The sequence below is a fragment of the Streptomyces sp. NPDC018263 genome, from assembly GCF_055562575.1.
This window is the reverse complement of record NZ_JBVHFA010000007.1, coordinates 452095-465821: the sequence shown is the minus strand read 5'-3', so window position 1 is coordinate 465821 and position 13727 is coordinate 452095. Positions and strand designations below refer to the sequence as shown.

Annotated in this window: 13 protein-coding genes and 1 pseudogene; 6 read left to right on the top strand and 8 right to left on the bottom strand. The window is 70.7% G+C overall.

The features are described 5' to 3' along the window. Positions 1 to 111 precede the first annotated feature (111 nt). Positions 112 to 516, top strand: a complete 405-nt coding sequence (locus tag ACZ3HQ_RS22650; RefSeq protein ID WP_467513460.1) for an ATP-binding protein — start codon at positions 112 to 114, stop codon at positions 514 to 516. A 7-nt stretch (positions 517 to 523) separates the two neighbouring features. Here the strand turns inward: ACZ3HQ_RS22650 and ACZ3HQ_RS22645 are convergent, their stop codons facing one another. Further along, on the bottom strand, positions 524 to 1939 hold the full coding sequence (locus tag ACZ3HQ_RS22645) for a sugar porter family MFS transporter (protein WP_467513458.1): 1416 nt from the start codon (positions 1937 to 1939) through the stop codon (positions 524 to 526). A gap of 436 nt (positions 1940 to 2375) precedes the next feature. Here ACZ3HQ_RS22645 and ACZ3HQ_RS22640 point away from each other — a divergent pair, with 436 nt between their 5' ends. Further along, positions 2376 to 2822, top strand: coding sequence for a hypothetical protein (locus tag ACZ3HQ_RS22640; RefSeq protein WP_467513457.1), 447 nt, complete (start codon positions 2376 to 2378; stop codon positions 2820 to 2822). Positions 2823 to 2894: 72 nt separating this feature from the next. On the opposite strand, the gene ACZ3HQ_RS22635 is transcribed toward ACZ3HQ_RS22640, so the two are convergent. The 3 genes and pseudogenes from ACZ3HQ_RS22635 to ACZ3HQ_RS22625 all read right to left on the bottom strand — a co-directional run bounded on the left by ACZ3HQ_RS22635 (position 2895) and on the right by ACZ3HQ_RS22625 (position 7051). Beyond that, a complete protein-coding gene (locus ACZ3HQ_RS22635) occupies positions 2895 to 4115 on the bottom strand; it encodes a beta-1,3-glucanase family protein (RefSeq protein ID WP_467513455.1) in 1221 nt (406 codons plus the stop codon). Positions 4116 to 4225: 110 nt separating this feature from the next. Then, positions 4226 to 5098, bottom strand: a pseudogene (locus tag ACZ3HQ_RS22630) (glycoside hydrolase family 16 protein); the annotation flags it as partial. 447 nt (positions 5099 to 5545) lie between these two features. Then, positions 5546 to 7051 (bottom strand): MFS transporter, encoded by a 1506-nt coding sequence (locus tag ACZ3HQ_RS22625; protein WP_467513560.1) that lies wholly within the window; start codon positions 7049 to 7051, stop codon positions 5546 to 5548. A 311-nt stretch (positions 7052 to 7362) separates the two neighbouring features. On the opposite strand from ACZ3HQ_RS22625, the gene mgrA reads away from it, so the two are divergent. From mgrA to ACZ3HQ_RS22605, 4 genes are all read left to right on the top strand, one after another. Further along, the gene (mgrA, locus tag ACZ3HQ_RS22620; RefSeq protein WP_467513453.1) at positions 7363 to 8409 is read left to right on the top strand and encodes an L-glyceraldehyde 3-phosphate reductase; all 1047 of its coding nucleotides are present in this window, start codon (positions 7363 to 7365) and stop codon (positions 8407 to 8409) included. A 66-nt stretch (positions 8410 to 8475) separates the two neighbouring features. Beyond that, positions 8476 to 9114: a DedA family protein gene (locus ACZ3HQ_RS22615; RefSeq protein ID WP_467513451.1), complete on the top strand. Its 639-nt coding sequence runs from the start codon at positions 8476 to 8478 to the stop codon at positions 9112 to 9114. 85 nt (positions 9115 to 9199) lie between these two features. Further along, entirely contained in the window at positions 9200 to 9373 is a 174-nt protein-coding gene (locus ACZ3HQ_RS22610) for a CsbD family protein (protein ID WP_086695494.1), read from the top strand. 228 nt (positions 9374 to 9601) lie between these two features. Further along, positions 9602 to 10036 carry an ATP-binding protein gene (locus ACZ3HQ_RS22605; protein ID WP_467513449.1) on the top strand — a complete coding sequence of 145 codons (435 nt, stop codon included), beginning with the start codon at positions 9602 to 9604 and terminating at the stop codon, positions 10034 to 10036. On the opposite strand, the gene ACZ3HQ_RS22600 is transcribed toward ACZ3HQ_RS22605, so the two are convergent. The 4 genes from ACZ3HQ_RS22600 to ACZ3HQ_RS22585 all read right to left on the bottom strand — a co-directional run bounded on the left by ACZ3HQ_RS22600 (position 10033) and on the right by ACZ3HQ_RS22585 (position 13652). After that, positions 10033 to 11058, bottom strand: a complete 1026-nt coding sequence (locus ACZ3HQ_RS22600; protein ID WP_467513447.1) for an MASE1 domain-containing protein — start codon at positions 11056 to 11058, stop codon at positions 10033 to 10035. The two genes, ACZ3HQ_RS22605 and ACZ3HQ_RS22600, sit on opposite strands and share 4 nt — an antisense overlap. Positions 11059 to 11106: 48 nt before the next feature. Continuing rightward, the gene (locus ACZ3HQ_RS22595) at positions 11107 to 11967 is read right to left on the bottom strand and encodes a PP2C family protein-serine/threonine phosphatase (RefSeq protein ID WP_467513446.1); all 861 of its coding nucleotides are present in this window, start codon (positions 11965 to 11967) and stop codon (positions 11107 to 11109) included. A 95-nt stretch (positions 11968 to 12062) separates the two neighbouring features. After that, positions 12063 to 12383, bottom strand: a complete 321-nt coding sequence (locus ACZ3HQ_RS22590; protein ID WP_467513444.1) for a hypothetical protein — start codon at positions 12381 to 12383, stop codon at positions 12063 to 12065. A gap of 60 nt (positions 12384 to 12443) precedes the next feature. Beyond that, on the bottom strand, positions 12444 to 13652 hold the full coding sequence (locus ACZ3HQ_RS22585) for a hypothetical protein (protein ID WP_467513443.1): 1209 nt from the start codon (positions 13650 to 13652) through the stop codon (positions 12444 to 12446). Positions 13653 to 13727 lie beyond the last annotated feature (75 nt).

The window sequence follows — 13727 nt, the reverse complement described above, 5'->3', positions numbered from 1 at the left end:
TCGTGGACACCGGGAGCCCATCACTTGGAGTGCTCGCGAAGTCAAGGGTTGTGGCGGGGTGCGGGCGCGATCGCGGGGAAGGCGGGTGTCATGAGCGTGGAGGAGAATTCCTTGAACGAGTCGTCCCTGCGGGCCGTGGGATGGGCGCGGTCGCTGCCCGTCAGCAGTGGGGTGAAGGCGGCGCGGGACTGGACGCGCGGCCATCTGGAGAGCCTGGACTGGGCGCGGAGCGCACCGGACACGGTGGACGCGGTGCTGCTGACCGTGTCGGAGCTGGTCACCAACGCCCATGTGCACGCCCGGGCCACCGCGCAGCTCGTGCTGACCTGGGACAGCGAGTGCCTGCATGTCACCGTGCACGACGCCTCGCCGGAGCTGCCCGAGCAGCGCAGGCCCACGACCGGGGCGACCGGCGGCCGGGGCATGCTGCTGGTGGACGCGCTGGCCGACAGTTGGGGCGCCTACCCGTGCCCGCGCGGCAAGGAGGTCACGGCCTGCTTCCGGCCGTCGGTCTGAGGGCCGGTCAGGAGCGGGCGAAGTCCTCGGGCTGGAACTCGTGGTTCTTCAGGTGCCGTTCGATGTCCTCCAGGCTGTGCCCGGTGAGTTCCGGCATCTTCCACCACACGAAGAACCAGGCGGCGACGTTGAAGAAGGCGTAGATCCAGAACACCTGGCCCACCCCGAAGGCGCTGATCATGCTGAGCAGGGTGAGGGTGATCAGGAGGTTGGTGCTCCACAGGGTGGCCGACTGGACGCTGGTGGCGGCGGCCCGCACGGCGAGCGGGTAGATCTCGGAGCCGGTGAGCCAGCCCATGAGCTGGAGGCCGCCGGCGTTGAAGAACATGAAGGCCAGCAGGCAGGCGACGATGGCGGGGACGTAGGCGCGGGTGCCGTGGCCGGTGATGTAGAAGCCGCCCAGCACGAACAGGCTCACGGCCGCGCCGGGCACCATGATCAGGGTGAGTCTGCGGCGGCCGACCTTGTCGACGATCCAGAGGCCGACGATCATCATCACCAGGTAGACCACACCGAGCGCCACGCTGACCCGGAGGGCCGCGGAGCGGGCGAAGCCGTTGTCGGTGAGGATGGTCGGCGCGTAGTAGATGATCATCTCGATGCCGGAGAGCTGTGTGAAGACGGCGATGCCGCAGCCGACGACCAGGGCCGGGCGCACCCACTTCTGCCGCAGGCCGCGCCAGCCCTGGTGGTTCCGGTCGGTGCGCTGCTGACGGCGGGCCAGGGCACTGATCTCGTTCAGCTCCGCGTCCACGTCGTAGCCCTCGGGGCGTACCCGCTTCAGGACCTTCTCCGCGCCTTCCGTGTCCCCCTTGCGCAGGATCAGCCAGCGGGGGCTCTCGGGGAGCCGCAACTGGCCCAGCAGCATGATCAGCGCGGGTGCGGCGGCCGCGCCGATGGACACCCGCCAGGACACGGCCTCACTCGCGCCGACGATGGTGGCGATGACGATGCCGACGCCGATGGCGAGCTGGAAGCAGAGGACCAGGCGGCCGCGGATCGTCCTGGGCGCCAGCTCGGCCACGTACATCGGTACGGTCTGGGTGGCGCCGCCGACGGCGAAGCCGAGCAGCACGCGGGCGACGGCCAGGCTCACCGCGTTGGGGGCTACCGCGCAGGTCAGGCTGCCCGCGATGAACACGCAGCAGATCAGCAGGATGGTGCGGTGCCGACCGAGCCGCTCGCACAGCAGGCTGCAGCTCAGTGAGCCGATGACGGCGCCCAGCAGGATTCCGGCGGCGATGGTCTCCTTCATGGTGTCCCCGATGTGGAACTCCTCGGAGATCTGGAGCAGCGCGCCGGAGATGATGCCGGTGTCGTAGCCGTAGAGCAGCCCGCTGATCGCCGACACCACGGCCGCCATCAGCATGTACCCGTTCAGGCCCTTGGTGGTGCGGGGCGTCTGACCCGCGGCTTGCGTCATCGTTCCTCCTGGGCGGTTTCGACCGATTCCGCCGCTCGAAACCGTACGTCGGAGGAACTCCCGGAGCCGGGACGGCTCGCTTCAACGGGGCGAATCGACTGAACGGGCGGCCGGCGCGGGGCCGTGGGGTCCCGTCCGAATCGAGTCAACTGGTCGCGTGGAGCGTCCGGTTGCCAGAGACGCCAGGGTCTCGCGATACAGGAGTCGTTTGCTCGGCTTTGCGGAGCGATTTTCTTTGGGTGAATTGCTGAAACGGTTCGTAGTGCGAAGGGGCGGCGGCGGGGCGCGTGTACGCCCCCCGGCTGGGACGGGCCGGCGCCTGATGACCGGAATCGCTCTTAAAGGGCAGCTCGTCCGGTCGGGACGATGGGTTCAGTCCTTGGGACCGGCGTCGTCCGTGGCGGTGGCCGGGGGCGTGAACAGGGGGAATTCCAGCATGAGCGTGCGCAAAGTTCTGGCCGTGACGGCGGCCGCGGTGGCGCTGGCGGGAAGTCAGTTGCTGGCCGGGAGCGCGTCGGCGGCGGGCGGTGTGCAGGGCCGGATCGACAGCTATCTGGCCGCCCACCCGGGCGAGCGGCAGCTCGCGGCGGACAAGGCGACGATGCCCGGCGGAACGGTGACCTTCGCCGCCTCCGACGCCGCCGCGATCAGTTGCAGCGCCGGGCACCTGTGTATCCAGGACGGCAACGGCAAGCTCTACGACTACTACTACTGCGGCTACTACGACTTCTACGGAATCGGGGACGGCTACTTCAACAACAACCAGAGCAGCGGCACCGTGGCCCGGTTCTACAACGAGAACGGCACCGAGCGCTGGAGCAGCCGGGCCCCGCAGAGCGGCACCGCGTCCTGGACGCCGGTCTGGCACATCCGCCCCTGCTGACCGTCAGGGACACCGACAGCACTGCTCCCCGCCTTGAGCCGAGGCGGGGAGCAGCGCTGTCCGGGGGGGCGATCAGAACGCCGTCAGCGTGAGCGTGAAGCCGGAGGGCGCCGTGTCCTGGATGAAGGAGGCGAAGTCGGCGACGTCGTCGAAGGCGAAGCCGTACGCCTTGCCGTCCTTGGTGGCCGCGTGGATGGCCTTGGAGTAGTGGTTGGTCAGCTCGGCCTGGTAGAAGGCGGCCGGGTCGGTGCTGGGCTGCGCGGTGTCGGTGAGCAGTGTCGAGCGGTTGAAGCCGGCGCCGAGGACGGCGGCGACGGGCCCGGTGGTGCCGTCGTTCGGGGCGGCGAGGTTGCCGTCGCAGAAGAGGACGTCACGGGTGGAGGGCTTGGCGAAGGACACCGAGGCCGGCCCGTCGAAGGTGAAGCGGTCGCCGCGGACCCGGCCGGTGAAGGTGCCGGCGTTGGTGGTGATCTTCAGGTCCTTGCCGGTGAAGGTGGACCACACCTCGTCGATGTACGGCGCGAAGTAGTCCTTGGCGAACAGTCCCGCGTCCAGCCCGTGCCCCGGCGCGATGATGCGCTTGTCGTCCACGACCAGCTTGGAGAACTCCGCGACCTCCTTGACGGCGGCGAACGCGGCGGCGCGGCCCCCGTCCCGGATGCCGCCGGTCGTCTGGTCCTTCTCGCCGGTGAGCCGGATGCTCATCGGCACGCTGAACATGTCGACCATGGTGGTGTTGCAGAACATGCCGGACGCGTTGTACGTGAACTCGGCACAGTCGTGCAGCACACCGAAGTTGGGGTCGGACTCGACCCAGCCGGCCGGGAACTGGAGCGCCGCGTTGCCGTTGCCGTCGGTGACGGCCTTCATCTTCAGCTTGTCGCCGAGCGAGACGTAGATACGGCCCGACATGAACGGCAGGGACAGCTTGGTCTCACCGCTGCCCGCGAGCGGTATCGCGTAGTCGGTGAAGCCGTCGGCGCCGTTGTCGGAGACGGCGATGGGCGCGAGGGTGCCGTCCTGCTTGAGGCGGACCTGCTTGCCGTCGACGTTGCCGACGACGTAGACGTTCACGGACGCGTTGTCGAACGAGCCGCTGTTGTTGACGACGGTCACCGGCAGCGATCCCGACGCCGCGCGGGTCGTGTTGCCGCCGTTGCCGCCGCTGTCGCCCGGCTGGTCGGCGAGGGCGAAGGGGGCGATGGCGGCGCCCGCGGGGATGGCCACGGCCGCGCCGCCCAGGGCGAACATCAGCTTGCGGCGGGTCAGGTTGCGCTGGTGACGAGGCGACATGCGGGGAACTCCTTGCAGTGGGGGACGCACCCGGCCGGGGCCGGGACAACACGGGGACGGTCAGGGGGGCCGGGGTCGAAAACCCGCCGACTCCCGGCCCTGGGACCTCAGTTCTGGGCGGAGACGTGGACGTAGTCCACGGTCATCGTCTGCGGGAAGGACGTACCGGCGTCGGGGCTGCCGGGCCAGTCACCGCCGACCGCGAGGTTGAGGATGACGAAGAAGGGGTGGTCGTAGACCCACTTGTTGCCGTTCACGTCGGCCGGGGTGCGGGTCTGGTAGTTCTGGCCGTCGACGGACCAGGTGATGCCGGACGGACTCCAGTCCACCGCGAAGGTGTGGAAGTCGTCGGCGAACGGCTTGCCGTCGGGCAGGTTGTACGCGGCGCCGATCCCGCCCGCGCCGGAGTAGCCGGGGCCGTGGAGGGTGCCGTGGACCGTGGCGGGCTCCTTGCCGACGTTCTCCATGATGTCGATCTCGCCGCTGCTGGGCCAGCCCGCGCTGCCGAGGTCGTCGCCCAGCATCCAGAAGGCCGGCCAGATGCCCTGGCCGCGCGGGATCTTGATGCGGGCCTCGAAGTGGCCGTACTTCTGCGTGAAGGTCCGCGCCGTGTTCAGCCGCGCGGAGGTGAACTGACAGGGCCCGTTCCAGCAGTTCAGGTTCGGGTCGGTGTTCTTGCGGGCGGTGATGACCAGGTTGCCGTTGCCGTCGAGGGCGGCGTTGTCGGTGCTGTTCGTGTAGTACTGCAGCTCGTGGTTGCCGTTGCCGCTGCCGCCCGTCTCCAGGGTCCAGCGGGAGCTGTCCGGCGCGCTGCCCGCGGCGCCGTCGAAGTCGTCGGACCAGCTCAGCGCGGCCGCCGGAGCGGCGTCGGCGCGGTGGGCGCCGGGGCCCGTGGTGTTGAGCAGCACACCGGCGGCGAGCGCGGCGGCGCTTCCGCAGATCAGTCCGCGGTAGGACCAGCGGCGTAAACGATGACCAGCCATGACCAGAACACACCCTGTTCTCTGTGGGGGGGACGTACGGGGCACGTCCTCGACCGTGGGGGACGGGACGAGCGCCGGAAGGGCACGCCGCACACACCGGACCCGGAGGTCTGAGAGCGCTCTCACGGATACGGCGAGCACCACCGGCAGGCCCCGACCATACGCCTCGGCCCCACCGGCTCCAACCGCCCCGACGACCTCTCAAATCGCCCATGAGCAACGGGTATCCGAACAAACGACAGCCGCACCCGGCGATGTTTAATCCTCGATTAACCTCCCCTTAAGTCACGGCGGAGGAGCGGCAGTTGACGTCCTGACCTGCGAGTGCGCGGTGTGTCACGGAGCGGGCGCGCCCCAGTACGCACCGTCGGCACAGGCGCCAACCGGACATACGAAGACCCCCCGTCACCGCGAGGGCGACGAGGGGTCTTCTCGGGGTCTCGGGGGCTAGCCCCGGTCCGCCGCCGGGCTGTCCTTCGCCAGGGCGTACAGCTCCTTGGACGTCGTGATCAGTTCCCGGCGTTCCTCGTTCGAGCCGACCATGGGCTGCGAGCCGCGCAGGGGGACCTGGGCGCTCTCGGGGAGGAACTTGACCGTGATCAGACCGATGGCGCCGGCCAGCATCAGGTAGTACGCGGGCATCAGGTCGTCGCCGGTGGCGTCCACCAGCGCGGCGGTCACCAGCGGGGTCGTCCCGCCGAAGGCCGCGACCGCGAAGTTGAAGCCGATGCCCATCGCCGCGTACCGGACGGCCGTCGGGAAGAGGGCCGGCAGCGTGGCGGCGCTCGGCGCGGCGAAGCAGGCCAGCAGGGTGGACAGGATCAGCACGCCGAGGATCGGCGCCCAGGTGCCCTCCGCCTTGATCAGCAGGAAGGCCGGGACCGCCAGGATGATCATGGCGACGGCGGCCCAGCCGTACAGCGGGCGCCTGCCGATCCGGTCGCTGAGCCGGCCGAGGAAGGTGATCAGGATGACGATCCACACCATGCCGATGAGCACCAGCACGTCGGCCGAACTGCTGGACCGGCCGAGGGTCTCGGTCTGGTACGTCGGCAGATACCCCGTGACCATGTAGTTGGTGACGTTGTACAGCAGCACCAGGCCCATGCAGATGAGCAGCGCGGCCCAGTGCCTCTTGATGATGTCCTTGAACTCGCTGCCCGCCGACTCCTGGGCGAGGCTCTTCTCGTGCTCGTCGAGCTGCTGCTGGAACGCCGGGGACTCCTCCAGCTTCAGCCGCATGTAGAGGCCGATCACGCCGAGCGGACCGGCGACCAGGAACGGGATGCGCCAGCCCCAGGAGAGCATCTCGGCGTCCGACAGCAGCAGGTTCAGCACGGTGACCAGGGCGGAGCCGAGCGCGTAGCCGACGAAGGTGCCGAAGTCGAGCCAGCTCGAGAGGAAGCCGCGCCGCCGGTCGGGTGAGTACTCCGCGACGAAGGTGGTCGCACCGCCGTACTCGCCGCCGGTGGAGAAGCCCTGCACCATGCGGGCGACCAGCAGCAGGATGGGTGCCGCGATGCCGATGGTGGAGTAGCCGGGGATCACACCGATGGCGAAGGTGCCGATGGCCATCATGATCATGGTGGTGGCCAGCACCTTCTGCCGGCCGAGCCGGTCGCCGAGCGGTCCGAAGACCAGCCCGCCGAGGGGACGCACCACGAAGGCGGCGGCGAAGGTGGCGAAGGAGGAGATCACCTGGGCGCCCGGGGAGGCGCCGGGGAAGAACACCTTGCCGAGCGTGGCGGCGAGGTAGCTGTAGACCCCGAAGTCGAACCACTCCATGCAGTTGCCGAGCGCCGAGGCACCGACGGCTCGCTTGAGCAGAGGGGGTTCGACGACCTGGACGTCGTCCTTGCGGAAGGCGCCCCGATTGCGCCGCAGTCTCTGGGTCAGCTCCTCGCGGACCTGGTGGGGGAGGTCCGTCACGGCCTTGGAGGTCTTCCTCTTTATGCCTGAGGGCCGCTCTCCGTCGGACAGGGCATCACTCACTGCCGCTCCTTTCGCCGTCGGTGTCACCGGATGCGCTTTCTCCGGCCGCACCGGGCATCAGCCCCGTGTCCCATCCTGCTGCCCAACGCCACACACGTCACACCGGCCACGTGCACATGGGCGAATGCCGAGGTCAGGGCTGTGTTGATTAAGAAACAAGGCAGCTCAATCCCATGAGGTACGGCGGTTGGACTTCGGGCTTTTGAGGGCGCAGGGTGTATCAGCCCCGCTTCCCGGGGGCACCCCCTACGGCACCACCCGGAGATCACCCGATGAACCATGTCGCGGACCCCGCTCGCTACGACGGCACGATGCGCTACCGGCGCACCGGCCGCTCGGGGCTCGACCTGCCCCTGCTGTCGCTGGGCTACTGGCACAACTTCGGTGACGACCGGCCCTTCGAGACCCAGCGCGAGATCGCGCTGCGCGCCTTCGACCTGGGGATCACCCACCACGACCTGGCGAACAACTACGGTCCGCCCTACGGCTCGGCGGAGATCAACTTCGGCCGGCTGATGAAGCAGGACCTCGCGCCGTACCGGGACGAGCTGGTGGTCTCCACCAAGGCGGGCTGGGACATGTGGCCGGGCCCCTACGGTCAGGGCGGTGGCTCGCGCAAGTATGTGCTGGCCTCACTGGACCAGTCGCTGAAGCGTATGGGCCTGGACTATGTGGACATCTTCTACTCCCACCGGCTGGACGCGAGCACGCCGCTGGAGGAGACGATGGGCGCGCTCGACACCGCCGTCCGCCAGGGCAAGGCGCTGTACGTCGGCATCTCCTCCTACGACGCCGAGCGCACCCGGCAGGCCGCGGCGATCCTGCGCGAGCTGGGCACGCCGATGCTGATCCACCAGCCGTCGTACAACATGCTCAACCGCTGGATCGAGACCGAGGGTCTGCTGGACGTGGCCGAGGAGGAGGGCTTCGGTGTCATCGGCTTCACGGCGCTGGCGCAGGGCCTGCTGACCGGCCGCTACCTGGACGGCGTGCCCGAGGACTCGCGGGCGGCGGCGGGCAAGTCCTTCGACCCGTCCTGGCTGACCGAGGACATGCGCGGCCGGCTGCGCGCCCTGAACGACATCGCGGCCCGGCGCGGCCAGACCCTGGCCCAGATGGCGCTGGCCTGGGCGCTGCGCGACGAGCGGGTGACCTCGCTGGTCATCGGCGCCTCGCGCACCGAGCAGCTCGAGCAGAACGTGGCGGCGCTTCAGAACCTGGAGTTCGGCGCCGAGGAGCTGGCCGAGATCGACAAGTACGCCACGGACGGCGGGGTCGACCTGTGGGCCGACGCCCGGCAGGGCAACCTCGGCGGCTGAACAACGGCATGATGTGACCCCCAGGTCACGAGGGGGCGGCGGCGCGGCGCGGCGTACGGTGATGCCATGCCGCCTCCCCTCCCCGGCCCCCTGGCGCCACTGGCACCGCTGCTCGGTCACTACGGCTACTGGGCCGTCGGCGCGGTCGTCTTCCTGGAGGACTTCGGGGTACCGGCGCCGGGCGAGACGATCCTGCTGGCCGCCGGGGTCTATGCCGGCGCGGGCGAGCTGAACATCGTCGCCGTGGCGGCCATCGCCTTCGCGGCCGCCGTGCTCGGCGACAACGTGGGTTACGTGATCGGCCGTACCGGCGGCCGGGCGTTCGTGGAGCGCTGGGGCAAGTACATCCTGCTGACGCCGAAGCGCTTCGAGGCGGCGGAGGGGTTCTTCCGGCGGCACGGCGGCAAGATCGTCACGGTGGCCCGGTTCGTGGAGGGTCTGCGCCAGGCCAACGGGATCATCGCGGGCACCACCGGGATGCCCTGGCCCCGCTTCCTCGCCTTCAACGCGCTCGGGGCGGCCCTCTGGGTGGGCCTGTGGTCCTCGCTGGCGTACCTGGCGGGCAGCCACATCACGGCCGTGTACGACGAGATCGTCCGCTATCAGCGTTACGTGCTCATCGCGGCCGGATTGCTGGTGGCGGCGCTGGCCGTCCGGCATCTCGTGCGGCGTCGCCGGGCCCGCCGGAGGGACGCCGGTCCATGAATTTCGGCATTTCTGGTTTGGCCCGCCGAGGTGGGGATAGCCGGATGTCGACCACGCACCGAAAACGTTGGGATGTGAATACCCCATGGCTGGTGACCAGAAGGGCAAGGCCAAGGCGGAGCAGCTCAAGGGCAAGGTCAAGGAGACCATGGGCAAGGCCGTCGGGAACGAGCGCATGGAGGCCGAGGGCCGCGCCGAAGGCGCCAAGGGCGATGCCCGTCAGGCCAAGGAGAAGGCGAAGGACACGTTCAAACACTGAGTCGGTGCGATGCCGTACCGGGGCGGGCCCGGAAATCCCTTTCGCGGATTTCCGGGCCCGCCGCTTTGTTTCCTGTGTTTCACGGGGCCGTTCTCATGCGTCCGGGCGATTCCTTCCCTCACGCCCCTTGATCGGCCGAGCATGGGGTAGCCGGGTGGAGAAGGGACGATCCTCCGCGATCGCACGACGGGGCCCCGACGGGCCACCACGGGAGAAGGGCGATTCCGCATGGACCTCCCCCTCACGGCAGACACCATGACGCGGACCACGCCGGACCTGCCGCGCTACAGCCGCCGCTGGGACGCGGGCACCGCGTCCCTCCCGGAGGCCAGGGACGCGGTCGCCGGCCTGCTCGCCCGGGTCCGCCCCACGCCCTCGGCACGTGCCGTGCAGGACGCGCAGCTCGTCGCCAGCGAGCTGGTGACCAACGCGCTCAAGCACGCGCCGGGGCCGTTCACGCTGCACATGGAAGTGGTACCGGACCCGGCGGCGCTGCGGATCAGTGTCACGGACTCCTCGCCCCAACCGCCCCGGCACCGCCCGCCGGACCCGGAGCGGGTGGGCGGGCACGGGCTGCGTCTGGTGAGCCTGCTCTGCGGCGCCCTGGAGGTCACTTTGCTGGGCCGCGGCAAGCGGGTCACCGCGTCGGTCGCACTGGCCTAACGGCCGGGCGGCGGCCGGGCGTCGTCGCCGGGGCGGAGCAGGGGGTCGGCGTCCTCCGGGGCCGGGCGGGGCGGCGGGGCCTCCCCCGCGGTCAGGTGTTCCAGCACCTCGACCAGTTCCTCGCACGCCCGCTCCACGGAGCGCCGGGTGTGCCGCTGCTCGGTGATGACCGCGGACAGCAGCAGCGCGGTCAGCGCCATGGTGCCGTTGAATCCCTGCAGCTTGACCATGACCTCGACACGGCTCAGTGCCCCGAAGGCACCCGCCCCCTCGGTGGCGGCGACGGCGGCCAGCACCGAGGTGGCCAGCGCGCAGAGCATGCTGCCGACCAGCTCGAAGCGCAGCGCCCCCCAGATGATCAGCGGATACACCAGGAACAGCAGGCTGAGGTGGCTGTAGACGGCGGGCGGTACGACACAGACGGCGGCCACGGCCAGCGCGGCGGCCTCCCAGCGGCGGGGCGTCGGCCGCAGCCCCTGGGCGTGGCCGAGCAGGAGCAGCAGCGGGGTGACCAGCAGGACGCCCATGGCGTCACCGACCCACCAGGCGAGCCACACCGTCCAGAAGGTGTGCGCGGGCATCCGGTCGGTCGCCACGAGCAGGGCGACACCCAGGGTCGAGCTGATCAGCATGGCGCCCAGCGCGCCGAAGAACACCAGCGCCAGCCCGTCCCGCAGCCGCCTGAGGTCGGTACGGAACCCGGCCCGGCGCAGCAGCAGCACCGCCACCACCGGGGCCAGGGTGTTGCCGACGAGATAGCCGAGCGAGTACAGCACCGGCGTGTCCAGCGACAGCACGATCAGGTACGCGCCGATCGTGACGCCGGGCCAGTACCGCACGCCGAGGCTGAGCAGGGCGGCGACGGCGACACCGGTCGGCGGCCAGATGGGCGTGACGACGGCCCCGTCCACGGTGAGCTTGCAGAGCAGGCCGAGGCGCCCGGCCGCGAAGTAGCAGACCGCGACGGCCACGACCAGGGCGACATGGCCGCCCGGCCGACGCGCTTCAGGGAATGCCGCCACCCGGCAACTCTCACACCCCTCGGGCGGGAGCGGCGAGGCGAACGGCGCCTATGGCCTAACGACGCGGGGCTGCGCGGGCGGTGGCGGGGTGTTCGGACCGTCGTGGCCGACGACGAGTACGGCCGCGTCGTCGTCGTGGCCCACGTTGTCGGCGCCCTTGATCACGGCGGCGGCGAGCGCGTGCACCTTCAGGCCGGCGACGGCGGCGATGCCTGCGAGGCGGACGACCTGGGCGAGGCCGTCCTCGACGTGCAGCGAGGGCCCTTCCACCACGCCGTCGGTGAGCAGGACGAAGACGCCGCCGGTGGAGAGCCGGTGGCGGGTGACGCGGTAGTCCATGCCGGGCTGGATGCCGAGCGGGGGCCCGCCCATGTCGTGGACGACGCCGGACTTGCCGTCGGCGGTGGCCCAGACGAAGGGGATGTGCCCGGCCCGCGCGCTCTCCAGGACGCCCGTGACGGGGTCGAGCCGGAGGAAGGTGCAGGTGGCGAAGAGGTCGCTGCCGAGGGTGAGCAGCAGGTCGTTGGTGCGGGCGAGGAGTTCGCCCGGTCCGCTGGTGACGGAGGCGAGCGCGCGCAGGGCGGCCCGGACCTGGCCCATGAAGGCGGCGGCCTCGATGTTGTGGCCCTGGACGTCGCCGATGGTGAGGCCGATCTTGCCGTCCGGCATGGCGAAGGCGTCGTACCAGTCGCCGCCCACGTTGAGGCCCTGGTTGGCCGGGGCGTAGCGCACCGCGAGGTGGAGGCCGGGGCGGCTGGGCAGGTCGCGCGGGAGCATGCCGCGCTGGAGGGCGATGGCCAGCTCGACCTGGCTGCGCTGCTGTTCCGCGCGCTCACGTGCCTGGGCGGTGAGCGAGCCGAGTCTGGCCAGCAGCTCGTCGCCTTCGTCCGTGGGGCGCTTGCGGAACATCGTTCACTTCCGGTGGGCGGTGATCCTGGCGGGCCGTTGTCTGGATTTTACCCATATGGGCGCTTTCGGCGTCCGGGGCGGCCCGCCAGGGTCCGTCAGTGCACCTGGGAGTCGATGCCGGTGATCACGGCGGGCCCGAGCGGCGCGGTGTTCTCGTCCAGCCCGACCGTCCGCAGGGCCTCGTCCGCCAGGCGGCGGGCCTCCTGCTCGGCGTGCTTGTTGTTGTCGGCCTCGACGGTGAGGTGGAGGGTGAAGGTGCCGTCCTCGTTCACGTTGACGGTGTCGAGGTCCTCGGCGCTGCCCAGGTCGGTGCCGTGCGGGTCGGCGGGACGCAGGGCGCGGCCGAGCCGCACGCGGGTGTCGGCCTCGATGTCCGCGGTGAAGGTGCCGGGCACGGTGATCACGTAGGTCGTCATGGTCGTCCTTTCCTCGAAGCCCCCGTCTACCCGCTTTCCGCACGTTCGCACCGGCGTGGATCACAGGGGTGAATGGACGAGCACCGTGACGTAGGCGCCGTACAGCACGGAGACGACGGCCAGGGCGCCGCCGACCACGAGGGCCGCGGCGGGGCGGGTGCGCCAAGTGCGGGTGAGGGCGAGGGCGGCCGGGATGAGCAGCGGGAAGGCCGGCAGCAGGAAGCGCGGCTTGGAGGAGAAGGAGCCGGAGCCGAGGACCACCAGCAGTACCAGGACGCCGGCGAAGGCCACCAGGGCCAGCGGGGCGCGTTCCAGGCAGAGCAGCGCGAACAGCACCAGGCTGATCAGGACGAGCGCGAGGGCGACGGGGTAGATGACCCGGCCGCCGTGGGCGAGGAGCGCGCCGACGAAACGGGCGGCCCCGGCGCCGAAGTCGACACGGGAGCCCCAGGCGCCCTGCACGGTGAAGTAGCCGCCCGTCAGGTCGCCGGTGCACCACCCCACCCAGAGGACGTAGCCGAGCCAGCCGAGCGGGGCGAGCAGACAGGCCGCCCAAACGCCGGGGGCGCCCTGTCCGCGCCGCAGCCAGAGGTGCTGTGCGGCGGCGGCGATGACGGCGGCCGCCACGGCGAAGCCGGTGGGCCGGGCGAGGCCTGCCAGGAGGGCGAGAGTGCCCGCCCAGAGCCAGCGGTCCCTGAGCACGCAGTACAGGGACCAGGCGGCCAGGGCGGCGAAGAGGGACTCGGTGTAGGCGATGGTCAGCTCCACCGCGTGCGGCAGCGCGGCCCACAGGGCGACGAGGGCGGTGGCGGTGGCGCGGCCGTACAGATGGTGGCCGATGAGGTAGACGCCGTACGCGGCGACGCCGGCGGCGGTCCAGGAGACGAGGAGGGCCGCGGCGGCCGGGGTGAGCGGGAGGACGGTGTCGGCGGCCCGGACCAGCGCCGGATAGAGCGGGAAGAACGCCCAGTCGCTCTGCACTCCCCCGGTGGGGGTGATCCAGATGAGCCGGCCGTAGCCGTGGGCGGCGATGTTGAGGTACCAGCGCGAGTCCCAGGAGTGGGCGAGGTTGTGCACCAGCGGGCGGTCGGTCAGCGCGTTGGTGGCGATCACGGCGGCGATGCCCGCCGCGCGGACCGCGGCGAACAGCGCGAGGGCGAGGAGGGCGCCGTGCGGTGCGCGGTGGCGGACGATCCGGGGTAGTGCGCGGCGGCGCGGCGGGCCGGGGGCGGTGGCCGCTCCGGGCCGGGGTGCGGAAGACGTGATCACGCTCCGACCATGGTCACGGGGTACGGGCGGTGCAACGCGGTGCCAGGGTGTCGCGCCTTCTTCCACCCTGATTCA